Raw genomic sequence first — 23,279 nt, 5'->3', positions numbered from 1 at the left:
ATGACCAAGACCGCAACCGACACCGGCCAGGACCAGGAGGATCTCGGCGCGGCCGGCTCCCAGCTGTCCACCGCGCCCAAGGAGGAGATCTCCGTCGCGCCCGGCCTCGGCGTCATCGGCTGGGCCCGCTGGTTCTGGCGGCAGCTGACCTCCATGCGGGTCGCGCTGCTGCTGCTCCTGATGCTCTCGCTCGCCGCGATCCCCGGCTCGCTGATCCCGCAGTCCGGCGCCGACCTCAACAAGGTCGACGACTTCCGCAAGGCCCACACGACGCTCGCGCCGATTTACGACAAGCTCGGCCTGTTCCACGTCTACAGCTCGGTGTGGTTCTCCGCGATCTACATCCTGCTGTTCATCTCCCTCATCGGCTGCATCATCCCGCGCGCCTGGCAGTTCACCGGCCAGCTGCGCGGCCGCCCGCCGGGCGCGCCCAAGCGGCTGGACCGGCTGCCCGCCTACACCACCTGGCGCACCACCGAGGACCCTGAGAAGGTCCGCGAGGCCGCGCTCGCCCTGCTGAAGCGGAAGCGCTTCCGCGCCCATGCCGCCGGTGACGCCGTCGCCGCCGAGAAGGGCTATCTGCGCGAAGTGGGCAACCTGGTCTTCCACATCGCCCTGATCGTGCTGCTGATCGCCTTCGCGTGGGGCCAGCTGTACAAGTCGGACGGCACCAAGCTGGTCGTCGAGGGCGACGGCTTCGCCAACTCGATCCTCCAGTACGACGACTTCAAGTCCGGCAGCCTGTTCCGTGACGACGACCTCGTGCCGTTCAGCTTCGACCTCAAGAAGTTCACCGGCACCTACGAGATCAGCGGCCCCAACAAGGGCACGCCGCGCACCTTCCAGGCGACGCTCGGCTACAGCGAGGGCGCGTACGGCAAGGAGAAGTCGACCACCATCAAGGTCAACCAGCCGCTGCACATCGGCGACGCCAAGGTCTACCTGGTCAGCCACGGCTACGCGCCGGTCATCACGGTCCGCGACGGCAAGGGCAAGGTCGTCTACCACGACGCGGTGCCGCTGCTGCCGCTCGACGGCAACGTCAGCTCCAACGGCGTGATCAAGGTGATGGACGGCTACAAGAACGGGCAGGGCGTCTCGGAGCAGCTCGGCTTCCAGGCCTTCTTCGTGCCGACCTTCGACCCGAAGAGCGGCACGATGCTCTCGCAGTTCCCGGCGCTGCTGAACCCGCTGCTCGCCGTGAACGCCTACCACGGCGACCTCGGCGTCGACTCGGGCATCCCGCAGAGCGTGTACCAGCTCGACAAGACGCACATGAAGGAGTTCAAGGACAGCCAGGGCCAGCTGCTGAAGAAGCTCCTCCAGCCGGGCGACACCATGACGCTGCCGAACGGCGCGGGGTCCATCACCTTCGAGAAGGACATCAAGCAGTGGGCCGGCTTCGAGATCGTCCAGGAGCCCGGCAGCATCTGGGCGCTCGGCGGTGCCGTCGCCGCGATCTTCGGCCTGGCCGGGTCCCTGTTCATCCAGCGCCGCCGGGTGTGGGTGCGCGCGGTGCGCGGCGCCGACGGCGTGACGGTCGTCGAGATGGCCGGCCTCGGCCGCAGCGAGTCCGCCAAGGTGCCCGAGGAACTGGGCCACCTCGCCGGAACCCTCTACGACCAGGCGCCGGGCGCACCCGAGTCCGACGCCGACGACGACTCCACCGAATCTCCCGTCGTACCAGCCGTACCTGCCGAAGGGGCTGAGCAGTGACTCCCGCCGCCGCAACCGATCTCGCCGCCGCGACCAACGAACATCTGGCGAGCATGAGCAACACGCTCATCTACTCGTCCATGGCCGTCTACACGCTGGCCTTCTTCGCGTACATCGCCGAGTGGCTGTTCGGCAGCCGCAGCAAGGTGGCCCGTACGGCCGCCGCGCTCACGGCGGACACGCAGGCCGCCCAGGGCCCCGCGATCACCGTCAAGCAGGCCGGCGGGACCGCCGTACTGGAGCGGCCGAAGGTCGTCGTCCGTGCGGCGGCCGGTGCCCGGGACGTGCCGGACGGCCCCGGCGCGCACGGCGGTGACGTCCAGGGCGACCTCTACGGCCGGATCGCGGTCTCCCTCACGGTCCTCGCATTCGTCGTGGAGCTGGCGGGCGTGATCACCCGTGCGGCCTCCGTGCAGCGGGCGCCGTGGGGCAACATGTACGAGTTCAACATCACCTTCTCCACGGTCGCGGTCGCCGTGTACCTCGGGCTGCTGGCACTGAAGAAGAACGTCCGCTGGATGGGTCTGTTCCTGACCACCACGGTCCTGCTGGACCTCGGCCTCGCGGTCACGGTCCTCTACACGGCGAGCGACCAGCTGGTCCCGGCCCTGCACTCGTACTGGCTGTACATCCACGTCTCCACGGCCATCTTCTGCGGCGCGGTCTTCTACGTCGGTGCGGTCGCCACGATCCTGTACCTGTTCAAGGACTCGTACGAGACCAAGCTCCAGACCGGCGGCAAGCCCGGCGCCTTCGCGACCTCGGTCCTGGAGCGGCTGCCCGCCTCGGCGACCCTCGACAAGTTCGCCTACAAGGTCAACGCGGCGGTCTTCCCGCTGTGGACGTTCACGATCATCGCGGGCGCGATCTGGGCGGGCGACGCCTGGGGCCGCTACTGGAACTGGGACCCGAAGGAGACCTGGTCCTTCATCACCTGGGTCGCCTACGCCGGCTATCTGCACGCCCGCGCGACGGCCGGCTGGAAGGGCCGCAAGGCCGCCTACCTGGCGATGATCGCCTTCGGCTGCTTCCTGTTCAACTACTACGGCGTCAACATCTTCGTCACGGGCAAGCACTCCTACGCGGGCGTGTGACCGCCGGGTCGGTGACACTGGTGTCATGAGCGGTTCCATCGCACAGGGCACCAGTCAGACCCACGGGAACACGCACATACTCCACTTCCTGGTGCGGCTCCCGAAGCCCATGGAAGACGTCTGGCCGGCGGTGGCCACCCCTGAGGGACTCTCGGGGTGGTGCACCGCCGTCGAGTTTCTCCAGCCCCGCCTGGACGGGGCGGTCGCCCTGCGCGGGCTGGGTTCCGGGCGGGTGACCGCCTGGGACGTGGACCGGGTGGCCGAGTACAGCTTCGAGGGCGGCGGACGGATCCGGTTCCATCTGGAGCGGGACGGGGCGGCGGCGAGCGTGCTGCGCTTCACCCGGGAGTTCCAGGGCGAGGAGGAGTCCGAGGCCCAGTGGCGCAGTCGCTTCGAACAACTGATCGGAATGCTCGGCTCCGTCTAGGCCGGTGGCAGGCACTCCTTCGCCGGCGGCTTCCCCTCCGGCCAGGCGATCCGTACGAAGCGCGAGCCACCCTGCGGGGTGAGCTCCACGATCGGTACGGCCTTGTCGTACGGGTTGCCGTGCACGTCCAGGCAGATCCAGCCGCTCGCCCCGTCGACCCGCAGCGGGCCCTTGACCTGCGGCCACTGCAGGCCCACGTCCGCCAGCGCGGGCACGCTCCGGCCGTCCGGCACCGCCTCGCGGATGCCGTGCACGGCGAGGCGCAGGGTGTCGTAGCCGATGATCAGCTGGCCGTCGTCCAGGGCGGCCGGGCCGATCGGGCCCACCGGCGCCCGCGTGGCGGAGGTCAGCAAGGTGTGCAGCGTGGTGAAGTCGGCCGTCGAGCCGCCCGTCGCCGGAGGGTCCTTCACCCAGGCGTCCGGATGGGCGAGCGAGGTGTAGCGCACCGACAGGCTGTGCCGCAGGGCGTCGCGGTCCAGCGCCTTGTCATGGGTGAGATAGGACGCCTCGTCGCCGGTCAGCACCGTGAACTGCCGGTCCATGCAGCCGCGCTGGCCGAGCGCGTTGATGAACTGCCGCAGCTGGGTGTGCCGGCCCGCGAAGAGAATCGTGTCCGTCTGCCGGGAGGTGCCGCACAGCAGGGTCGTGATCTGCCGGAACGTGTTAGGGGTCGTGCCCTCCTGGCTGCGGTCGGCGGGCGGGGTGAACGGCTGCGCCCCGTACGGCGAGCCCTTGATCAGCGCCTGGAACGAGTTCTCCAGCGTCTGGGTGTACGGGTCGCCCGGCTTGTCGTACACCAGCAGCGCCCGGCCCGCGCTCACCTTCGCGAAGGAGGCCAGCGCATGGGCCTCGTCGGTGTTGGTCGGCGCCACCCGGGCGAGGCCGGGGTAGGGATCCTTGCCGTTCTGCCCGTTGGCGAGGTCGTCGGCGGTGATGGAGGAGCCGATCACCGGGATGCCCCGCTGGGTCAGCCGCGCCACGGCCGCCTTGTTGGAATCGGTGCTCTGCCCGATGCCCGCGACCGCCCGCAACTGGTCCGCGCTCTTCGTCATCGCGGTCAGCCGGTCCACGGTGTCCTGCCAGCGGTCGCCGCTGGTCCCCGGGTTGGCGAGCACCAGCCGGATCTGCGGGGTCTGCCCGTTGGCGTCGTGATTGGCCTGGTACTGCGCCAGATAGGCGCCCTGCAGCTGATGCTGGATGTCGTTCACGCTCGTCGCGGAGGTCGAGGTGTACGGCAGCATCATCGCCACGGTCACATAACTGCCGGACTTCAGGCCGCTGTTCTCCCGCCAGATCGCCTGGACGACGTTCCGCAGCGCGGGCTGCCCGAAGTCGTACGGCCCCGTCGCCACCCCCACGCACTCGTCGCTGCCCTCCGGCCGGGACACCCCGGGCGCGCAGGAGCGGTCCTCGTGGGTGAGGGCGCGGACGCCGAACACCGCACCGGTCACCAGCGCCGCCGCGACCAGCAGGGCCAGATAGCGGCGCAGCGGGATCTCCCACACGCTCTCCCGCAACCAGCTCCCCACGCGTGCCATCACGCCTCCCCGCCGTCGTCGTCCGGCCCGTCCGCCGGGTCCTCCGGGCCGGTCATGGGCCGCCCGGCGAGCGCCGCCGCCGACCAGTCCCGCGAGGCCCGCCACAGCAGCGCGCCCGCCGCCGGCCGCAGATTGGACAGCTGCTCCAGCTCGAACCGCAGCCGGTCGGCGACCTGCGGATCGGGCAGCACCAGCGGATCCGCCAGCTGCCACACCGCGTGCAGCAACCGCCGTATCCGCAGGTGCAGTACGGCGTCCACACCCTCCGGCACCGCCTGCCCGGCGTCCGTGCGGCCGAGCGCCACCGCGGTCCGCCCGTCGCCGCGGCCGGTGAAGTCACGGCCCTCGGCGTCGTGCGCGTGGAAGTAGGGCGCGGAGGCGACGAAGCGCAGGGTGCGCAGCCAGGCGCCGGTGTCCGCCGTGGCGAAGGTGTCGCGCAGCTCGGCGACCGCGGACTCCGTGACGCCGAGGGCGAGTTCGTGGTGCAGCCGGTAGCGGGCGTGCTCCGGCCCGGTGTAGCGGGCGGCCAGCGTCTCGTGCGCGGTACGCCAGCTCGCGTGGGCGGCCCCTTCCGTGTCCAGCAGATGCAGCCGGAGCAGCAGCAGGGTCCGTACGAACCGGTCCCCGACGAACCGGCCCGGCACCTGAGGCACGCCCTCCGCGGCGAGCAGGGTCTGCAACTCCCGTACGCTCGCCGGGCCGAAGGTGTCCGGCAGCAGCGCGGACGCCAGCGCGCACGCCGAGTCGTGGTCGTGGGCGGCGGCCAGCACGGTCAGCTCCGTCAGCCGCTCGGGCGGCACCAGCCGGTCCAGCAGCGCCTCGTAGGCGGGCGCGGCGGGCTGGTCCTCGGCGGGCCGCACCGGCGCGGTGAGCAGCTCGCCCAGCGAGGACGCCCCGGGCAGGTTCTGCGCGGCCGACTCGGCGAGCAGCACGATGCCCAGCGGGTTCCCGCCGGTCAACCTGTGCACGGCGTGCGGGAGATGGGGCGGCACCGGCACGTTCTCGCAGACCGAGCCGACCAGGTGCAGAGTGTCGTCCGCGCTCAGCGGCGGCAGCGCGACCAGCAGGGCGTGCGAGGACCACGCCGCCGCGTCCGGCGTCCAGTCGGTGCGCCGGGCCACCTCCGCCAGCTCTCGCCGGGCCGCGCTGCGCAGCCCCTCGCCGCCCTCACCGCGCCGGGCCGCGACGAACGCCACCTGGTCGGCGATGCCGTCGGCCCGGTCGCGCAGCACGGCGGACACGAGCCCCGGACCGGGCGCCGACTGGGCGTTGTCGAGCAGCACCAGCGGGCGGCCGAGGCGCTGCATCCTCGACATCACCCCGGTGTACGCCTCCGTCAGGTCGGCCAGCAGCGCCCGCACCAGATACCGCTCGGCGTGCTCGCGGGCGGGGCCGCCCTCGTGGAAGTGCTGGGAGAGCAGGATCAGCCCGCGCTTCGCGTGCCCGCCCGCGTTCGGATACGTCCGGTACCACACGGACGCCTTCTGGTGCCGCCGGCCGGCGAACCCCTCGGCGATCGCCTCCAGGGTCGCCTCGATCGCGCCCGACACCAGCGGGCCGGTGCCGGTGGCCGCGGCGACCACCTTGGCCGCGACCTTTCCGGCCCAGCGGCCGGCGAACCCGCCGAAGCGCGAGCCGCTCTCGTTCAGCAGCAGGATCCGCTCCACCTCGCGGCGGATCCGCTCCGAGTCGGCCTCGCCCCAGCCGCCGGCGGCCACCGCGACCAGGCCCGACATCAGCCGCGGGAAGGTGATCCGGCCGGCGCCGGTCACCGGCTCCGCGAGCTGCTCGGCGATCACCAGCAGCGCCTGCGCGAGCGGCGACCAGGACGCGGCGGGCCGCTCCGCGGGCGGCCGGGCGAACTGCTCCTGCGCGCAGTCGATCAACGCGACCGGGGTGTGCCCGGCGTAGGCCTCCCGGAACTCGCCGAGGACCGCGCTCTTGCCCAGCCCGCGCGCCCCGGTGAGCACCACGAACGGCGGCTCGCCGGGATGCTCCAGGGCGGTGGCGCGATGGTGATGGGGGCGCAGGCCGATGAGCCGCGGGGCCAGACCGGCCGGATCGGCATCGAACAGCGCCCCGCGCCCGTGCAACCGTCTGCCCACCCGATCGCCCCCCTCAAACGATCGCCCCCTCAACAGCAGTGTAGGAAGGGGTAGTTGCTTCGGGCCAGGGCCAGTGGTGTCCGTTGGGTTACGAAATCCGGCGATGTCTGTTCCGGGTCAGGAGAGGCCGGTCAGGACGCGGCGGTGAGACCGCTGTGCTGGACCGAGGCGATGTGATCACGCAGCCGCTCCACGTACAGCCGCAGGTTCTTCGCCGCGACGTCCGTGTCCGGATAGCGGCTCGCCAGCCACAGCCCCTCGTGCAGCCGGTTCACCCACACGCACACCTGGTCGCCGTACGACACCCGGATCAGCCCGTGCGCCCGCTGCTCGGCCCAGAGGCCGGCGCCCGGAATGGACCGGGTGTCGCAGTAGGAGACGATCGAGTACAGGTCCGGCGAGGTCGGCCGGAAGTCCGCGCCGAGCAGGCTCAGCACCCGGGCCAGCGGCATCCGGGACAGCGGCCGGCTCGCGCGCAGCTCGTCCCGCACCGCCCGCATGGCCTCCCGCAGGCCCGTCGTACCGTCGACCGGGACCTCGATCGGGGCGCCTCCGACGTACCAGCCGACCGAGTCGCTCCACCGCGACTTCACCCGGGTGTGGAACGGCACCACGGTCCGGTACACCGGCTGCCCGCCCAGCTCGTGCACGATCAGCGCGGTCGCGGCCAGCAGGCCGACCTGGCTGCCGCCGTAAGGCCTGCAGTACGCCTCGAACGCCGCCGCCCCGTCCGCGTCGGCCAGGGCCTCGCACAGCATCCGCTGGCGCGGCAGCGGCCCGCCCGGTGCCAGCCCGAGGTCCACGGGGAAGCCCGGCAGCATTCCGTCGCAGCGCCGGATGAAGTCACGCCAGCGCTCCACGATCGTGTGCCGGGCGTCGATGCCGTCCGCGTCCGCCCGCTCGATCTGGCAGAAGTCGACGTAACTGGCCACCGGTCCGGGCGAGTCGGGCGCGGCACCGGCCAGACCGGCGGCGTACAGCTCGTGCACCTCGGCGGGGACGCGGTGCAGGGAGTAGGCGTCGACGTTGCTGTGGTCGAAGGCCATGTACACGCTGACGCCGTCGTCCCGTACGACGGCGGTGTAGATGAGGTTGGGCCAGCGCAGCGCGTCCGCGACGGAGTCGAACCGCCCCTGGAGATGCCAGACGAGCTCGTCGGCGTCCGGGAAGTCACCGGCGTCCTCCCGGTGCAGGGACACATCGGCGGCGTCGAGGGTGAACCGGCGCAGCTCGTCCCCGGTGTCCCCGGCCCAGCGGAAGCCGCTGCGCAGCGTCTCGTGCCGGACCGTCCAGGCGCGCAGGGCCTCCTGGAGCACATCGAGGTCGACCGGGCCCGGCAGGTCGAAGGCGGTGCCGAGCCAGGTCGGCACGAACAGCCCGTCCTCCCGGACGCGCCGGGCGGTCCGGATGTGCGACTCCTGGATGTAGGCGGGGGGCCTGGAGTCCTCCGGGAGCGCCGTCGCCGCCGCCACGGTCGCCGGGCTCAGCGTCCACTCGACGAGCCGTCCCGGCCGGACCTCGCAGCGCTGGATGTCAGTGATTCGCACGCGTCTCCCATCACAGAAGGGGGCCCCTGGATGCGGGCCCCCCTCAAGGCAATGCCGGGGGACGGGGCGGGGACATGCGTGTCCGGTCCATTTCAGCGGAACGGGTGGCGGGACGAACGCGGGATTGATTAACCGACGGTGAGGCCGGGCGGTTCACTCACCGATGTCCTCCTGCCACAGTTCCGGGTTGTCCTGGGCGAAGGCGCGCATCAGCGCGACGCACTCGGGGTCCGCCAGGACCAGGATCTCGACGCCGTGTCCGGCGAGCCAGTCGTGGCCGCCGTGGAAGGTGGTGGCCTCGCCGATCACCACGCGGGAGATGCCGAACTGGCGGACCAGGCCGCTGCAGTACCAGCAGGGGGAGAGGGTGGTGACCATGGTCGTGCCGCGGTAGGTGCGTCGGCGGCCCGCCGCACGGAAGGCGGCCGTCTCGGCGTGCGCCGAGGGATCGCCGTCCTGGACCCGGCGGTTGTGGCCGCGGCCGAGGAGAGTGCCGTCGGGCCCGTAGAGCGCGGCCCCGATCGGGATCCCGCCCTCGGCCAGCCCGGCGCGGGCCTCCTCCACGGCGGTGGCGAGCCAGACCCGGGCCAGTCGTTCGTCCATGGCCCCACTGTGCGGGGCGGTGAGGCACGGGGGCAAGGCGCGTCCGCCTACGGTGAGTCCGCCTACGGTGAGTCCGGATGCGGTGGGTTCGGCTGTGGTGAGTCCGCCTACGGTGAGTCCGCCTACGGTGAGTCCGGATGCGGTGGGTTCGGCTGCGGTGGGTCCGCCTACGGTGAGTCCGCCTTCACCGCCCGCCAGATCCGCTCCGGCAGGAGCACCGCCGCCTGGTCGAGGTCCACGTCGTCCACGCCGGACAGCCACCGCCGGGCCACCCCGATCACCGGGCCCAGGATCAGCGCCTCCAGCAGCGGCGCCGGCAGCGGGGCGAGCTCGCCGGCGTCGACGTAACGTTCCGCCCACTGGGCCAGCGGGGACAGGCGGGCCTCCTGGGCGTCCCGCAGGCGCCGGCCGTCGGCCATGCCCTGGCGGTCGGCGTGGGAGGAGTGCAGGAGCAGGGCGGCGTCCCGGTGCTCCTGCGCGAAGTCCAGGTACGCGCGCACCAGGGCCCGGATGCCCGTGTGGGCGGTACGGGTGTTCTCCAGGGCTTTGACCAGTTCGCCCAGCAGCCGTTCCAGCCAGCGCATGACCAGCGCGTTCATCAGCCCGTCGATGCTGCCGAAGTGGTGGTAGAGGCTGCCCAGGCTCACCCCGCTCGCCTTCGTGACGGCACCCACCGTCAGCCCCTGGTCCCCCGCCTCCGCGTACACGCGCAGGGCGGCGTCCAGGAGGGTCTCCACGGTCGCTTCACCGCGTTGTTGTTTCCGGCTCATAGTGGAATGATTTTCTAGAACTCTATTTTAGAACAGCCTTCTGCTGCACCACACTGGTGCACATCCTCACATTCGGGAGCCGCCCATGTCGTCACCCCAGTCGCCTCAGCCGTCCCCGCCACCGAAGCAGGGTGTCGCCTGTCTGGGCGTGCTCGGGGTCGTCGCCCTGGTGGTGATCCTTCTGGTGGTGGTCAATCACAGCGGAGGTGGCGGAAGTTCGTCCGACGACGCCGGTGCGTCACCGTCGGTCTCGTACTCGGGGACGTACGAGCCGCTCACGCCGAGCAGTGCCCCTTACACCAGCGACCCCTACGCCAGCAGTGATCCGTACGAGTCCTCCGACCCGTACAGCAGCCCGAGCCCGGAACCCAGCCCTTACACTTCCGGCACCTGCCTCAACGGCACCCTGCCGGACTCCACCACCGCGCAGTCCGTCAGCGGCGTGGAGGAGGTCTCCTGCTCCGCGTCCGACGCGCACTACGAGGTGATCGAGAGTATTCCGCTGACCTCGGACATGAGTCGCTGCAACGACAACCCCCGGACCCAGTACGCCTTTTCCTCGCGCTACACGATCAACGGGGCGACCGTCAACGAGTATGTGTACTGCCTGGTGGGCCTCGGGTCCTACGCGCGCTGAAACAGGGGGAACGATTTGAACGGGGAACACTGCGGAGTCGAGCCGCTCCAGGACGACGACCCGCGGCGGATCGGGCCGATCCCGCTGGTCGGACGCCTCGGCTCCGGCGGCATGGGGCGGGTCTATCTCGGTGTGCACCAGGGGCGGTACGCCGCCGTCAAGCAGGTCCTGCCGTCCGTCGTCGGCGAGGACAAGGACTTCGTCCGCCGCTTCGGACACGAACTGGACAACCTCTCCCGGCTGCCCGCCGGTGCCACCGCGCCGCTGCTCGCCGGCGACCGGGACGCCCTGCCGCCGTGGTTCGCCACCGCGTACGTACCCGGGCTGACCCTGCGCGAGGCCGTCGAGGCGCACGGCGGACCACTTCCGGCCGAGTCCCTCTGGCTGCTGCTGCACCGCGCGGCGACCGGGCTGGCGGCGGTGCACGCGCTGGACATGGTGCACCGGGACGTCAAGCCGTCCAACGTCATGCTGACCCTCGACGGTGTCACCCTCATCGACTTCGGCGTCGCCCGCGCCGCCGAGCAGTCCCAGCTGACCCGGACCGGCATGGTCGTCGGCACCCCCGCCTACATGTCACCCGAACAGGCCTCCGGCGCACGGCGGTTGACCGGCGCCGTCGACATCTTCGCGCTCGGGTCCGTGGTGGCGTACGCGGGGTCCGGCCGCCCGCCGTTCGGCGACGAGTCCGGGCACGGCGTGCTGTACCGGATCGTGCACGAGCAGCCCGACCTGGACGAACTGCGGGCATCCGACCGGGAATTGGCCGCGGTCGTCGCCTCCTGCCTGGACAAGGACCCCGAGGGCCGTCCGACCGCGGCGGAGCTGGCCGAGCTGACCGCCGCCCACGTTCCCACCGACTCCGGCTCCCCGCTCTGGCCCGCCGCCGTCACCGCACACCTCACGTCTCGGGCGGAGTTCGCGGCGGACGTGCCGGAGGCGGAGGCGGAGGCGGGGGCGGACGAGGGGGACGCTCCTGAGCCCACCAGCGCTGAAGAGGAGCCCGAGGTCGTGGTCCGGCCGGAGGCGCGGCAGCGGCCCGAGCGGGAGCGGCGGCGCAAGCGCGTGATCCTGGCCGTCGTACCGATCGTCGTCGGCGCCGCAGTGGCGACTGTCGCCTTCCAACTGGTCCCCTTCACCACCGACGCCCGTGGCAACGGCGCCGCGGGCACCCCGGGCGCCTCCGTCTCCGCCCCGGCCGATCCCGGCCCCGGCGCCTCCTCGGCGAGTCCCTCCGGATCGTCCACACCGAGCGGGAAGGGCTCGGCCTCCCCGGCGAGCGACAAGAAGAAGGACGACAAGGGCGGCAAGGACGACTCGAAGACGGGCCGGAACCAGCAGCAGACGGACGGCTCCACCGGAGGATCCGGCACCGGGAGCGGCGGGAGCGGCGGCGGCAGCGACTCCGGTTCCGGTTCCGGTTCCGGCAGCTCGGGAGGCTCCAGTACCTCCGGCGGCTCCGGCACCTCCGGCGGCTCCGGTACCTCCGGAGGATCCGGCGGCACGGGCAGCTCGTCCGGTGGAAGCGGAAGCACTGGATCCGGCTCCTTCCACCTGCAGAACGGCGAGAACGGCAAGTGCCTGACCCAGGTCTACGGCTCCACCGGCCTCGGCTCCTGCTCGGACTCCACCGCCCGCTGGACCTTCCGCAGCGCCGCCGGCGGCAGCGTCAAGGTCGTCAACGTCTCCACCGGCGCCTGCCTGAGCGCCAACGGCAACGGCCAGGCCGTCTTCGTCGGCGACTGCTCGCAGGGCGGCAGCAATCTGCGCTGGACGACGGGCTCCGGCAACCACCTGGCCACGGTCATGGACGGCGGCTGCCTCGACCTCGCCTTCGGCGGCGGGGTGAACGAGCAGACGTGCCAGTCGGGGGCGTCCTCGCAGAGCTGGGCGAGGACGTGATCCCCGACGCCGTGACGGCCGCTACCCGCTGATCATCCCGATGATCGCGCGCACCGCCTCGGCCACCGGCTGGCCGACCGTGCCGACGGTGTTCGCGATCCCGGCGATCGCCATCAGCGCGCCCCGCCGCGCTTGCGCCGGTACGGCGGCGTCGGGGGTGAGGGCGGGCAGGTGGTCGTCCAGCAGCTGGGCGTCGGGTGCGGTCACCTGCGTACGCAACTCGGTGATGAGCCGGTTCAGTTCGGCGAGGGCCGCGGCCAGGGCCGGGTCCTGCCCGGCGCCGGCGGCACCGTAGTTCCTGACGATGCCCTGGTTGCCCTGGCCGCCGTACATGTTGACGTTGTCGCCGTAGTAGTAGTTGCTCATGCGCCGATCCCCACGTTTCCGCTGCCGCCGTACATGTTGACGTTGTCGCCGAAGTAGTAGTTCCTGGGCGAGAAGTGCAGGCTCTCCACCAGCACCTTGAACTCGGTGTCCGGGTGATCGATGGCGTAGGAGATCTGGCCGACGAGCTGGTCCAGGTACTGCGGGTCCCGACTGGTCACCAGGGCGGTGGACGCGCCCGAGGTCTCGACCGCGAGGACGTAGTGGTTGGGGGCGAACAGCACCGAGCACAGGTCGACGATGAAGAAGATCTCGGCGGCGATGCCGACGAGCCAGATGAACCCGATGTAGCCGCCGCCGCTCTGCCCGCCGCTCAGTGCGAGGACGGGCAGGCCCGGCAGCATGACGACGAACCCGGTGATCAGCAACCCGGCCGTGTACCGCAGGAACCGCATCACGGCCTCTCTGCGCTTGGGACGCATGAGGAAGGTGTAGACGCGGGCGATGTTGTGCAGCGGATACACCGCCGCGCCGATCCACAGGATCCGCTTGGTGACCCGCAGCTCGACGCTGACGGGGGCCGGCTGCCGGGGCGGTGCGGGTACGTCCGGCATGTACGGCGCCTGGGCCGGTGCGGGGGGTGCGGTGGGCGGGGCAGCGGGCGGCGGGGCGGTCGGCGCGGCCGGTGGATCGTGCGCCGGGGGCCCCGGTGGCTGGCCGTTCTGCATGTGTCTTCGTCCCCCAGAGGTCAAATCGGTGGCTCGTAGCTCAGTGATGACCATTAACAACAGGTCGGTTCGGGGGTGGCAAGCCGTTATGAACAGCGAAGTGCGGTCCTGCCGAGTGAAATTGATGGGGAGTCATCTTCACATTCCTTTCGTCCGGCGTTGGCCGGGCGTTCCGCCGGGCATCGTCCGGTGCGCGGACGATCCTGTCCCGGCTGACGCAGGAGACACGGGTGGACACAGACAGAGCCGAGACCGGAAGACCGCGTTCGACCAGCGAGCCCCGGCTGCGGGTCGGGGCGCCCGCGGTCGCGCCCTCGCCGGGCTCCGCGGTGCGCCGCTGGATCCCGCGCGCCGTTGCCGCGGTCACCGCCCTGTGCGCGATCGTCGTCCTCGCCCAGGGCCATGTCGGCCTGCCCTTCACCCACATCGTCACGATCGAGGCGAAGATGGCCTCGAAGGCCGACTACTTCGAGGATCCCGAGGTCCAGCGGCTGCTCGTCCGGCACGGCTTCCGCGTGCACATCACCCGCATGGGCTCACGGGGGATCGCCGCGCAGAGCTACGACGGCTACGACGTCGTGTTCCCCTCCGGGCAGCCGGCGGCCGACCTGATCACCAGGAAGCGCGCGGCCGAGGGCCACCCGGCGACGACGTACCGCCCGTTCGTCAGCCCGATCGTGCTCGGCACCTACCGCGAGTACGCCGACACGCTCCAGGACGCCGGGATCGCGACCCCGTTACCGGGGGTGCCCGCCGGGGCGAAGCCGCTCTACTACTCGCTGAACATGCAGAAGTTCCTGCAGGCCACCGCCGACGGCCGCCGCTGGGACAGGCTCGGCATCGACCGGCACGGCATCCACAACGGCAACAAGGTGCTCGCCCAGACCTCCGACATCTGCGAGGCCAACTCCGCCGGCACCTATCTGGGCCTTGTCTCCTACGTGTGGAACCACGACAACATCCCGCAGAGTCCGGCCGAGGCGGCACAGTTCGCCGATCGGATAAGGCTCCTCCTCAACGACCAGGGCATGCCGTCCTCCGAGAAGAACGAGACCTATGTCTCCGCCGAGGGCAAGAGCATCGCGCCGATCGCGGTGATCTACGAGCACCAGTTCCTGGCCCACCAGATCGACACCCAGGCCGACACCGGGCACCTCGACGACGAGCGCGTGCTGCTCTACCCGTCCGTGCGGTTCGTCACCGAGCCGCAGCTCATCGCGCTGACCCCGGCCGGCGACCGGCTCGGCGACCTGATCAGCACGGACCCGGCGCTGCAGCAGCGGGCGATGGAGCTGGGCTTCCGGGTCCGGGACGCCGAGGGCGCCTCCGCCACCAGCGACGCGCTGACCCGGTTCCTCACCGACCACCACATCCAGGCGCCCGTCCTGTCGGACGACGACACCAAGGCGGTGCTGCCCCGGCTCGACCTGCTGGAGAAGATGATCGAGACCGTCGGCGACTGCGCCCCCGTGGACCGGTCGGCGACGTCCGGCGGGGAGGCGCCATGAGGGCCCGCGGGCTGCGGGCCGCCCTGTGCCTGGTCCTGCTCGCCGCGCTCGGCGGTCTCGTCTCCTGCTCCGGCGGGGGCGGCGGCCCGGACACCACCCTGCACGTCCTGGCCAGCGACGAACTCGCCGACATGGAGCCCCTGCTGGACCGGCTCCGGCAGGACACCGGGGTCCGCCTCGACATGGACTACCGGCCGACCAACGACGCCGGCGACACCCTGCTGACCGGCCGCCACTCCTACGACCTGGCCTGGCTCTCCTCCGACCGCTACTTCCGCCTGAAGGCCAAGCAGGCCGCCACCGGGAGCCACCCGGCCACCGTCGTGCAGAGCACGTCGACGATGCGTTCCCCGGTCGTCGTCGGCCTCACCCAGGACGTGGCCCGCACGCTGCGCGCCGAGGCGCCCGGCGGACGCCTGTCCTGGGCGGACCTCGCCGACGCCGCCGCCACCGGCACCGTACGCTTCGGCATGGCCGACCCCCGGCACAGCAACAGCGGGCTCGCCGCACTGGTCGGCGTCGCCACCGCCGCGGCCGGCACGGGCAGCGCACTGCGCACCGAGGACGTCAGCTGCGACCGGCTGCGCGGCTTCCGCTCCGGGCAGACCCTGACCGCCGAGAGCTCCCACGCCCTGCTGGACGACTTCGCGAGCCACCCGGGCCGTACCAACGCCCTGATCACCTACGAGTCCGAACTGCTCACCCTGAACGCCTCCGGCCGGCTGAAGCAGCCCCTGGAGATCGTCCACCCCGCCGACGGCATGGTGCTGTCCGACTATCCGCTGCTCCTGCTCGACCAGCGCCGCCGGGACGCCTACGACCGCGTGGTGACGTGGCTGACCGCCGCCGACCACCAGTGGGAGATCATGCGGCGCACGCTGCGCCGCCCGGTCAGCACCTCCGTCACCCGCGACCCCCGGCTCACCGCCCCCCTGGACAACGCCCTGTACTTCCCGGACGACCCGGCCGTCCTCGACCGGCTGCTCGCCGACTACGGCGACCCCCGGCGGCGCGTCGCCGACCAGGTGATCTTCCTGCTGGACTCCTCCGACTCCATGCGCGGCTCCCGTACGACCGCGCTGCGGGCCGCGTTCGCGGGGCTCAGCGGGGCGGACTCCTCCGCCACCGGCAAGTTCGTCCGCTTCTACCAGGGCGAGCGGCTGACCGTGATCCGCTTCGGCGGGCGCCCGCTGGACCAACGCACGGTCACCGTGCGCGGCGGCGCCGACCTCACGTCCCTCACGGACTTCGTCGCCGACGGCGGCTACGACGGCGCCACCGCCGTCTGGTCCGCCCTGGACCAGGGGTACGCCACCGCCGAGAAGGCCCTGCGCGACGACCCGGGACGGGCGGTGTCCATCGTGCTGATGACCGACGGCGAGAACAACGCGGGCATCGACCGCGCGACCTTCGTCAGCCGCTACCGGGCCCGGCCCGCCGACGTCCGCGCCGTGGCCACGTACCCCGTCCACTTCGGCGACTCCGACGCGGCCGAACTGCGCCAGGTCGCCTCGGTGACCGGCGGCCGCATGGTCGACGCCCGCGCACAGTCCCTGTCCACCGCGTTCAAGGAGATCCGTGGCTGTTCTTGACGGCACCTGGTGGAGCGCCTGGTGGGGCGCGATGGTCTGGTGGCTGGTGGCCTTCGCCGGCCTGCTCGTGCTGGGCGTGCTCGTCGTACGGCGGGCCCTCACGCGGCTCAGGAAGGCACCCGAGGATCCTCACTACCTTCCGCTGTACCTGGACAACGACGCGGTCCTGGACGTGTTCAAGCTGGGCAACTACCGGTCGGCGCTGCGCAGGGAGGTCGAGGTACGGAACGTGCGCAACACCGGGTGTCTGGCGTCGATCCCGCTGCTGTCGCTGATGTTCCAGCTCACCGGGGACAGAACCACCGAGATCGTCGCCAAGTACGTCGAGGAGAGCGAGCCGATCTCGGTGATCGGCCTGCTGCTGTCCGTCCTGCGGCGGGGGGACGGGCTCGTCCGGGTGCGGCTGCGGCGGGACGAGCCCGGCACGGTCACGCCGAACCGCGCCCTTCTCGGGAGCGGGAGCGGGGGCGGGGGCGCCGGGACCGGGGTCGCCGGTGAGGTGGTCCTCAGCGAGATCGGTGAGTTCGTCATGGTCACCGGCCGGTTCGAGGCCCAGGACTCGCTGGGCGACACGCTGGTGATGCGGGCCCCCTACGGCGACGGCGCGCACACCGCGCACCTGCGGGTCGTCCTGCGCGTCGACGGGCTGCGCTCCCCGGGGCGGCAGTTGCCGGAGGGCCAGTTCCAGGCCCACTGCCTGGGCAAGGTGACGACGTGGCGCCCCGACACCCGCGAGGTCGTGCTCCAGTACCCCGTGGCCGTCTTCCAGTGAACTCCGGTGCGGGTTCAGCCCTTCTCGGGGTCGTCCCTGTTCAATGACTTGAGGAACTCGGGGTTGTCGTCGGGGGCGACCCACTGTCCGGGTACGGCGCCGCCCGCCGGGGCCGGCTGCCGGACCTTGCCGGTGATCAGCCAGGCCACCGGTCCGACCAGCACCTCACCGAAGAGCAGGATGACGATCACCCACACCACCTTCGGCAGATGGCGCACGTCTGCCTCGGGGGTGTTCAGACAGTCCACGAAGGCGTAGATCCACAGCGCCAGGACCAGCAGGAACGGCAGATATCTGAGCATGCTCGTACGAACTCCCCACACGTGACCCGGTCCCGGTGACCGGGCCAGGGTAGCCGGTGACCGCGGGGGAGTGAACATGATCACTGCGGCGGCCGCGCCGGGGTCTTGACATACCGACAGACGCCGTGGCGCGGGTGGTTCACATGCTCAGTCTTCACCGGCCGCCTCGACCCCGGTGACACCGTCATGATCACTCGGGAGGGGATCGCGACTCTGGGCGGCAAGAACGACGCACAGCGGCGGCCGGCCCCCGGCCTCTTGTGAAGGAGCGCAGTACCTCATGGCCGCCGAAGAGTTCGATCCCCGCACCGACCGGGCTTTCCTGGCATGGGCGCGAGCGGTGTGCGACGAGCTGTGGCTCGGGCTCGGTGAGACGCGCGGTTCGAACGACTTTCTGGAATTCCTGGGGAAAATCTTCACGGACAACGGAGAACTGCCCGCCGAACACCTCGCTCCGCTGGTGCAGCGGCGGCGGATCGAGCTGGCGGAGCGTTATATGCGCCTTTTCATCGGGCAGGCGAGACGGGAGACCGGTCTCGCCGTCGCAGAGGCGCTCTGCTCCTCCCCGCCGGACGACCGTGAGCCGACCGGGCTGACGCAGGTGGGCGACAGCGTGATCCGCGCGATCCGCGAGCCGGACGTCGCCGTGGAGACCGCCGAGGCGGTGCAGGACTACGTCATGGCCCGCTACCGGACGGTGTGGCCCGTGTGCCCGGTCCACCGGATCGGGTTCCACCCCGTGTCCGCCGATGACGCACCGGCATGGGAGTGCTCGGCCGGCGAACACCGTGTGCCGATGCTCGACAGCAGGTGAGCGGCCGGGCCCCGGCCGGGCAGGGGTGGGCGCATGGACAAAGGGGTACGTCGGCGATACTTGGGCACATGGCTTACGACGATCTTCGCTCCCTGCTCCGGGCGCTGGAGCGCGAGGGAGACCTCAAGCGCATCAAGGCCGAGGTCGATCCCTACCTGGAAGTCGGGGAGATCGTCGACCGGGTGCAGAAGTCCGGCGGACCGGCCCTGCTCTTCGAGAACGTGAAGGGCTCGGCGATGCCCCTCGCGATGAACGTGTTCGGCACCGACCGCCGCCTGCTGAAGGCGCTGGGCCTGAAGTCGTACGGCGAGATCTCCGAGAAGATCGGCGGGCTGCTGCGGCCCGAGCTGCCGCACGGCTTCGTCGGGGTGCGCGAGGCCTTCGGGAAGCTCGGCGCGATGGCGCACGTCCCGCCGAAGAAGATCAAGGAGGCCCCGGTCCAGGAGGTCGTGCTGCGCGGGGACGAGGTCGACCTCGACCGGCTCCCGGCGCTGTTCACCTGGCCCAAGGACGGCGGCTCCTTCTTCAACCTGGGGCTCACCCACACCAAGGACCCGGAGACGGGCATCCGCAACCTCGGGCTGTACCGCCTCCAGCGCCACGACAAGCGCACCATCGGCATGCACTGGCAGATCCACAAGGACAGCCGGAACCACTACCAGGTGGCGGCGCGGAGGGGCGAGCGGCTGCCCGTCGCCATCGCCTTCGGGTGCCCGCCCGCCGTGACGTACGCCTCCACCGCCCCGCTCCCCGGTGACATCGACGAATACCTCTTCGCCGGGTTCATCGCGGGCAAGCGGATCGAGATGGTCGACTGCAAGACGGTCCCGCTCCAGGTGCCGGCGAACGCCGAGGTCGTGCTGGAGGGCTGGCTGGAGCCCGGCGAGATGCTGCCCGAGGGGCCCTTCGGCGACCACACCGGCTTCTACACCCCGCAGGAGCCGTTCCCGGCGCTGACGATCGACTGCGTGACGATGCGGAAGCGCCCGCTGCTCCAGTCGATCGTGGTGGGCCGGCCGCCGACGGAGGACGGCCCGCTGGGCCGGGCGACGGAGCGTTTCTTCCTGCCCCTCCTGAAGATCATCGTCCCGGACATCGTGGACTACCACCTGCCCGAGGCCGGCGGCTTCCACAACTGCGCGATCGTCTCGATCGACAAGAAGTACCCGAAGCACGCGCAGAAGGTGATGCACGCGATCTGGGGGGCGCACATGATGTCCCTCACCAAGCTGATCGTGATCGTGGACTCCGACTGCGACGTGCACGATCTGCACGAGGTCGCCTGGCGGGCCCTGGGCAACACCGACTACGCCCGTGACCTCACGGTCGTCGAAGGCCCCGTCGACCACCTCGACCATGCCTCCTACCAGCAGTTCTGGGGTGGCAAGGCGGGCATCGACGCCACGAAGAAGTGGCCGGAGGAGGGCTACACACGGGACGGAGGCTGGCCGGACATGGTCCTGTCCGACCCCGATACGGCGGCCCTGGTGGACCGCCGCTGGAAGGAATACGGATTGTGACCACCGCCGCTATCCAGCCGCCGGGACGTACGCGGGCCTTCCTGCGCCTGGTGATGATCGAGCACTCGATCTTCGCGCTGCCCTTCGCCTACATCGCCTCCCTGACCGCGATGTACCAGTGGGACAGGAACATCCACTGGGCCCGGCTGCTGCTGGTCACGATCTGCATGGTCGGCCTGCGCACGTTCGCGATGGCGGTCAACCGGATCATCGACCGCGAGATCGACGCCCGGAACCCGCGCACGGCCCACCGCGAGCTGGTGACCGGCGCGATGTCGGTCCGCCACGCCTGGACGGGCGCCCTGATCGCGCTGGTGATCTTCCTGGGCGCGGCGGCTCTCCTGAACCCCCTGTGCCTGGCGCTGGCCCCGGTCGCGGTGATCCCGATGGTGGTCTACCCGTACGGCAAACGCTTCACGAACTTCCCGCAGGCCATCCTGGGCCTCGCCCAGGCGATGGGCCCGGTGGGCGGCTGGCTGGCCATCTCCGGTTCCTGGTCCTGGGACGCGGTGATCCTCGGCCTGGCCGTGGGCATCTGGATCGGCGGTTTCGACCTGATCTACGCCTGCCAGGACGTCGAGACCGACCGCGAGATCGGCGTCATGTCGGTCCCGGCGCGCTTCGGCATCCCGGCCGCGATCTGGGGTGCGCGGGCCTGCCACGCGGTGACGACGGCCCTGTTCGTCTGGTACGGCGTGGCCACGCACGCCGGCGCCTTCTTCTGGCTGGGCCTGGTGATCGTCGCGGGCGCGTTCGGCTACGAGCACCGCATCGTCCGCCCGCACGACCTGTCCCGCCTCAACAGGGCGTTCTTCTCGGTCAACGGCTTCATCGGCATTGCCCTGTTCGTGTGTGCCCTGCTCGACCTCCTGGTGCGGGGTCTGTCCGTCTGACCCGCCCAGGGCCGTGTGCGCCGTCCGCATGCCCGGCCCGGCGAGCTCACCGGCGCCCCACCCGGCCTGAGGCATGCCCGACCCACCGGTACGCTCAAGGTGTGAACGCAGGAGAAACGCAGCGCGTGCCTTGGATCGTGGGGGTGTCCGGAGCTTCCGGGACGCCCTATGCGGCGGCGGTGCTGCGTGCGCTGCTGGGGGCGGGGGAGGCGGTGGACCTGGTGGTCAGCCGGGCCTCGCGGCTCACCCTGCTGGACGAGACGGGGATCTCGTTCCGGGACGCCCACTGGCAGGACGACCTGCGGGAATGGCTGGGCCGGGGGGCCGACGGCAAGCCCCACACCTTCGACGTGGACCTCGGTGGGGTGCGGTACTGGAGCGCGGGGGACCTCGCGGCCGGGCCGTCCTCGGGGTCGTACCCCGCGAAGGGCATGCTCATCGTGCCCGCCTCCACCGCCTGCGTGGCGGGTGTGGCGCTCGGGCTGTCCAAGGACCTCCTCCAGCGCACGGCGAGCGTCACCCTCAAGGAGCGCCGCACGCTGGTCGTGGCCGTACGGGAGGCTCCGCTGAACGGCCAGACGCTGCGTCACCTCGTCGCGCTGGACGACGCCGGCGCCACCGTCGTACCGGCCTCGCCCGCCTTCTACGCGGGCGCCACCCACATCCAGGACCTGGTGGACTTCGTCGCCGGGCGGGTGCTGGACGCGGCGGGCGTCGGGCACGGCCTGTACCGGCGGTGGCGGGGCGAGCTGGGCGGCGGCGCGGCAGCCGACTAGCGGTACCCATCTCTCATCAACTTCGGAACTCTGCACCGGAAGGCTTCGATCGCATGGACGCGGTGGACAGGCAGCTCATCCAGGCCCTGAGGGAGAACGGCCGGGCCTCGTACGCGGAGCTGGGGCGCCTCGTCGGCCTGTCGGGACCCAGCGTCACCGACCGCATCAACCGGCTGGAGGCGGCCGGTGTCATCACCGGCTACCGCGCCACGGTGAACGCGGCCTCGCTCGGCCTCGGTGTCACCGCGCTGATCGGCATCTCGCTGTCCGACGCAGCCGACCACGAGGACGTCGCCCAGCGGCTGCGGGACCTGCCGGAGATCGAGGACTGCTGGTTCATCGCCGGCGACGACTCCTACATGCTCAAGGTGCGGGCGGCCGACGTGGACGGCCTGGAGCGGATCATCCGCCGGCTCAGCGGGACCAAGGGCGTCTCGCGGACCCGTACCACCATCGTGCTGTCCACCAAGTGGGAGAACCGGGTCGGGGAACTTCCGGAAGAGGTCTAGGGATACCGTGGGGCGAGCTGTCGAGGAAAGGTGTGGGCATGGACGTCGGGCTCAAGCGCGAGCTGGAGGAGAAGGTCCGTTCCGGTGAGCGGCTGACCCGCGAGGACGGCATCGCGCTGTACGAGTCGGACGACCTGGCCTGGCTCGGCGGTCTCGCGCACGAGGTGCGGACCCGCAAGAACGGTGACGTCGTCCACTTCAACGTCAACCGGCACCTCAACATGACCAACGTGTGCACGGCCTCCTGCGCCTACTGCTCGTTCCAGCGCAAGCCGGGCGAGAAGGACGCGTACACGATGCGCATCGAGGAGGCCGTCAAGCTCGCCAAGGCGATGGAGTCGGAGAACCTCACCGAGCTGCACATCGTCAACGGCCTCCACCCGAACCTGCCGTGGCGGTACTACCCGCGCTCGCTGCGCGAGCTGAAGGCCGCCCTGCCGCACGTCTCGCTGAAGGCCTTCACGGCCACGGAGATCCACCACTTCGAGACGATCAGCGGGCTGTCGGCCTCCGAGATCCTGGACGAGCTGATCGACGCCGGTCTGGAGTCGCTGACCGGCGGCGGCGCGGAGATCTTCGACTGGGAGGTCCGGCAGCACATCGTGGACCACCGCACCCACTGGGAGGACTGGTCCCGGATCCACCGCCTGGCGCACGAGAAGGGTCTGAAGACCCCGTGCACCATGCTGTACGGCCACATCGAGGAGCCCCGGCACCGCGTCGACCACGTCCTGCGCCTGCGCGAGCTCCAGGACGAGACGAACGGCTTCCAGGTCTTCATCCCGCTGCGCTACCAGCACGACTTCGTGGACATGAAGGACGGGAAGGTACGCAACCGGCTTCAGGCCCGCACCCAGATGGCGACCGGCGCCGAGGCCCTGAAGACCTTCGCCGTCTCCCGGCTGCTCTTCGACAACGTCCCGCACGTGAAGGTCTTCTGGGTGATGCACGGCGTGCAGACCGCCCAGCTGGCGCTCCAGCACGGCGCGGACGACATGGACGGCTCGGTCGTCGAGTACAAGATCACGCATGACGCGGACAACTTCGGCACCCCGAACAAGCTGACCCGCGAGGATCTGCTGGAGCTGATCCGGGACGCCGGCTTCCGCCCGGTGGAGCGCAACACGCGCTACGAGATCATCCGCGAGTACGACGGCCCGGACCCGGCCCGCCGGGACTCCCCGCAGCCGATGCGGGTGTGA

The 23,279-nt window shown here is 71.0% G+C and carries 22 protein-coding genes; 14 read left to right on the top strand and 8 right to left on the bottom strand.

The window, feature by feature from the left end:
• Genes resB through O1G22_RS17895 form a run of 3 tightly spaced genes read left to right on the top strand, consistent with a single transcriptional unit; the run spans position 1 to position 3,237 of the window.
• Positions 1-1,716, top strand: coding sequence for a cytochrome c biogenesis protein ResB (resB, locus tag O1G22_RS17905; RefSeq protein ID WP_270082261.1), 1,716 nt, complete (start codon positions 1-3; stop codon positions 1,714-1,716).
• A complete protein-coding gene (gene ccsB, locus O1G22_RS17900; protein WP_270082260.1) occupies positions 1,713-2,810 on the top strand; it encodes a c-type cytochrome biogenesis protein CcsB in 1,098 nt (365 codons plus the stop codon). Before resB ends, ccsB begins: the two co-directional genes overlap by 4 nt.
• A gap of 25 nt (positions 2,811-2,835) precedes the next feature.
• Positions 2,836-3,237, top strand: a complete 402-nt coding sequence (locus O1G22_RS17895) for an SRPBCC family protein (protein WP_270082259.1) — start codon at positions 2,836-2,838, stop codon at positions 3,235-3,237.
• Here the strand turns inward: O1G22_RS17895 and O1G22_RS17890 are convergent.
• The 5 genes from O1G22_RS17890 to O1G22_RS17870 all read right to left on the bottom strand — a co-directional run bounded on the left by O1G22_RS17890 (position 3,234) and on the right by O1G22_RS17870 (position 9,800).
• A complete protein-coding gene (locus O1G22_RS17890) occupies positions 3,234-4,775 on the bottom strand; it encodes an ABC transporter substrate-binding protein (protein ID WP_270082258.1) in 1,542 nt (513 codons plus the stop codon). The genes O1G22_RS17895 and O1G22_RS17890 overlap by 4 nt on opposite strands.
• Positions 4,775-6,880 carry a hypothetical protein gene (locus O1G22_RS17885; RefSeq protein ID WP_270082257.1) on the bottom strand — a complete coding sequence of 702 codons (2,106 nt, stop codon included), beginning with the start codon at positions 6,878-6,880 and terminating at the stop codon, positions 4,775-4,777. Before O1G22_RS17885 ends, O1G22_RS17890 begins: the two co-directional genes overlap by 1 nt.
• A gap of 131 nt (positions 6,881-7,011) precedes the next feature.
• Entirely contained in the window at positions 7,012-8,427 is a 1,416-nt protein-coding gene (locus O1G22_RS17880) for a condensation domain-containing protein (RefSeq protein WP_270082256.1), read from the bottom strand.
• A gap of 153 nt (positions 8,428-8,580) precedes the next feature.
• On the bottom strand, positions 8,581-9,030 hold the full coding sequence (locus O1G22_RS17875) for a nucleoside deaminase (RefSeq protein ID WP_270082255.1): 450 nt from the start codon (positions 9,028-9,030) through the stop codon (positions 8,581-8,583).
• A 167-nt stretch (positions 9,031-9,197) separates the two neighbouring features.
• On the bottom strand, positions 9,198-9,800 hold the full coding sequence (locus tag O1G22_RS17870) for a TetR/AcrR family transcriptional regulator (RefSeq protein ID WP_270082254.1): 603 nt from the start codon (positions 9,798-9,800) through the stop codon (positions 9,198-9,200).
• An 85-nt stretch (positions 9,801-9,885) separates the two neighbouring features.
• Between O1G22_RS17870 and O1G22_RS17865 the strand changes: the two genes are divergently transcribed.
• On the top strand, positions 9,886-10,437 hold the full coding sequence (locus O1G22_RS17865; RefSeq protein ID WP_270082253.1) for an LppU/SCO3897 family protein: 552 nt from the start codon (positions 9,886-9,888) through the stop codon (positions 10,435-10,437).
• 15 nt (positions 10,438-10,452) lie between these two features.
• A complete protein-coding gene (locus tag O1G22_RS17860) occupies positions 10,453-12,339 on the top strand; it encodes a serine/threonine-protein kinase (protein ID WP_270082252.1) in 1,887 nt (628 codons plus the stop codon).
• Between the two features lie 21 nt (positions 12,340-12,360).
• Here the strand turns inward: O1G22_RS17860 and O1G22_RS17855 are convergent, their stop codons facing one another.
• Entirely contained in the window at positions 12,361-12,705 is a 345-nt protein-coding gene (locus tag O1G22_RS17855; protein WP_270082251.1) for a hypothetical protein, read from the bottom strand.
• Positions 12,702-13,391, bottom strand: coding sequence for a DUF6232 family protein (locus tag O1G22_RS17850; RefSeq protein ID WP_270082250.1), 690 nt, complete (start codon positions 13,389-13,391; stop codon positions 12,702-12,704). The genes O1G22_RS17855 and O1G22_RS17850 overlap by 4 nt, the downstream gene beginning before the upstream one ends.
• A gap of 230 nt (positions 13,392-13,621) precedes the next feature.
• Here O1G22_RS17850 and O1G22_RS17845 point away from each other — a divergent pair, with 230 nt between their 5' ends.
• From O1G22_RS17845 to O1G22_RS17835, 3 genes are read left to right on the top strand one after another with little or no spacing between them, the layout of a single operon-like run.
• The gene (locus O1G22_RS17845; RefSeq protein ID WP_270082249.1) at positions 13,622-14,899 is read left to right on the top strand and encodes a hypothetical protein; all 1,278 of its coding nucleotides are present in this window, start codon (positions 13,622-13,624) and stop codon (positions 14,897-14,899) included.
• Complete coding sequence (locus O1G22_RS17840; protein ID WP_270082248.1) at positions 14,896-16,491, top strand: vWA domain-containing protein; 1,596 nt, start codon at positions 14,896-14,898, stop codon at positions 16,489-16,491. Before O1G22_RS17845 ends, O1G22_RS17840 begins: the two co-directional genes overlap by 4 nt.
• Positions 16,478-17,263, top strand: coding sequence for a hypothetical protein (locus O1G22_RS17835; protein WP_270082247.1), 786 nt, complete (start codon positions 16,478-16,480; stop codon positions 17,261-17,263). The genes O1G22_RS17840 and O1G22_RS17835 overlap by 14 nt, the downstream gene beginning before the upstream one ends.
• Before the next feature lie 14 nt (positions 17,264-17,277).
• Here the strand turns inward: O1G22_RS17835 and O1G22_RS17830 are convergent, their stop codons facing one another.
• Positions 17,278-17,565, bottom strand: coding sequence for a PLD nuclease N-terminal domain-containing protein (locus O1G22_RS17830; RefSeq protein WP_270082246.1), 288 nt, complete (start codon positions 17,563-17,565; stop codon positions 17,278-17,280).
• Between the two features lie 280 nt (positions 17,566-17,845).
• Here O1G22_RS17830 and O1G22_RS17825 point away from each other — a divergent pair, with 280 nt between their 5' ends.
• The 6 genes from O1G22_RS17825 to mqnE all read left to right on the top strand — a co-directional run bounded on the left by O1G22_RS17825 (position 17,846) and on the right by mqnE (position 23,279).
• A complete protein-coding gene (locus tag O1G22_RS17825; RefSeq protein WP_270082245.1) occupies positions 17,846-18,379 on the top strand; it encodes a hypothetical protein in 534 nt (177 codons plus the stop codon).
• Between the two features lie 68 nt (positions 18,380-18,447).
• Positions 18,448-19,899: a menaquinone biosynthesis decarboxylase gene (locus tag O1G22_RS17820; protein ID WP_270082244.1), complete on the top strand. Its 1,452-nt coding sequence runs from the start codon at positions 18,448-18,450 to the stop codon at positions 19,897-19,899.
• Positions 19,896-20,792, top strand: a complete 897-nt coding sequence (gene mqnP / locus O1G22_RS17815; RefSeq protein WP_270082243.1) for a menaquinone biosynthesis prenyltransferase MqnP — start codon at positions 19,896-19,898, stop codon at positions 20,790-20,792. Before O1G22_RS17820 ends, mqnP begins: the two co-directional genes overlap by 4 nt.
• 125 nt (positions 20,793-20,917) lie before the next feature.
• Positions 20,918-21,568 carry a UbiX family flavin prenyltransferase gene (locus tag O1G22_RS17810; protein ID WP_270082242.1) on the top strand — a complete coding sequence of 217 codons (651 nt, stop codon included), beginning with the start codon at positions 20,918-20,920 and terminating at the stop codon, positions 21,566-21,568.
• 53 nt (positions 21,569-21,621) lie between these two features.
• Positions 21,622-22,077, top strand: coding sequence for an Lrp/AsnC family transcriptional regulator (locus tag O1G22_RS17805; RefSeq protein WP_153539471.1), 456 nt, complete (start codon positions 21,622-21,624; stop codon positions 22,075-22,077).
• Positions 22,078-22,115: 38 nt separating this feature from the next.
• Positions 22,116-23,279 (top strand): aminofutalosine synthase MqnE, encoded by a 1,164-nt coding sequence (mqnE, locus tag O1G22_RS17800; protein WP_225100543.1) that lies wholly within the window; start codon positions 22,116-22,118, stop codon positions 23,277-23,279.

This window comes from Streptomyces camelliae, from assembly GCF_027625935.1.
Lineage (GTDB): Bacteria > Actinomycetota > Actinomycetes > Streptomycetales > Streptomycetaceae > Streptomyces > Streptomyces camelliae.
The sequence above is the reverse complement of the archived record's forward strand: the minus strand, read 5'-3'. Positions and strand labels throughout refer to the sequence as shown.

Excerpts from the sequence above, each read along its gene's own strand:
- O1G22_RS17820 (WP_270082244.1), top strand. The coding sequence starts at position 18,448 with ATGGCTTACGACGATCTTCGCTCCCTGCTCCGGGCGCTGGAGCGCGAG.
- O1G22_RS17825 (WP_270082245.1), top strand. The coding sequence starts at position 17,846 with ATGGCCGCCGAAGAGTTCGATCCCCGCACCGACCGGGCTTTCCTGGCA.
- O1G22_RS17890 (WP_270082258.1), bottom strand. The coding sequence starts at position 4,775 with ATGGCACGCGTGGGGAGCTGGTTGCGGGAGAGCGTGTGGGAGATCCCG.
- O1G22_RS17875 (WP_270082255.1), bottom strand. The coding sequence starts at position 9,030 with ATGGACGAACGACTGGCCCGGGTCTGGCTCGCCACCGCCGTGGAGGAG.
- O1G22_RS17870 (WP_270082254.1), bottom strand. The coding sequence starts at position 9,800 with ATGAGCCGGAAACAACAACGCGGTGAAGCGACCGTGGAGACCCTCCTG.
- O1G22_RS17865 (WP_270082253.1), top strand. The coding sequence starts at position 9,886 with ATGTCGTCACCCCAGTCGCCTCAGCCGTCCCCGCCACCGAAGCAGGGT.
- O1G22_RS17830 (WP_270082246.1), bottom strand. The coding sequence starts at position 17,565 with ATGCTCAGATATCTGCCGTTCCTGCTGGTCCTGGCGCTGTGGATCTAC.
- O1G22_RS17805 (WP_153539471.1), top strand. The coding sequence starts at position 21,622 with ATGGACGCGGTGGACAGGCAGCTCATCCAGGCCCTGAGGGAGAACGGC.
- mqnE (WP_225100543.1), top strand. The coding sequence starts at position 22,116 with ATGGACGTCGGGCTCAAGCGCGAGCTGGAGGAGAAGGTCCGTTCCGGT.
- O1G22_RS17855 (WP_270082251.1), bottom strand. The coding sequence starts at position 12,705 with ATGAGCAACTACTACTACGGCGACAACGTCAACATGTACGGCGGCCAG.
- O1G22_RS17840 (WP_270082248.1), top strand. The coding sequence starts at position 14,896 with ATGAGGGCCCGCGGGCTGCGGGCCGCCCTGTGCCTGGTCCTGCTCGCC.
- O1G22_RS17850 (WP_270082250.1), bottom strand. The coding sequence starts at position 13,391 with ATGCAGAACGGCCAGCCACCGGGGCCCCCGGCGCACGATCCACCGGCC.
- O1G22_RS17895 (WP_270082259.1), top strand. The coding sequence starts at position 2,836 with ATGAGCGGTTCCATCGCACAGGGCACCAGTCAGACCCACGGGAACACG.
- resB (WP_270082261.1), top strand. The coding sequence starts at position 1 with ATGACCAAGACCGCAACCGACACCGGCCAGGACCAGGAGGATCTCGGC.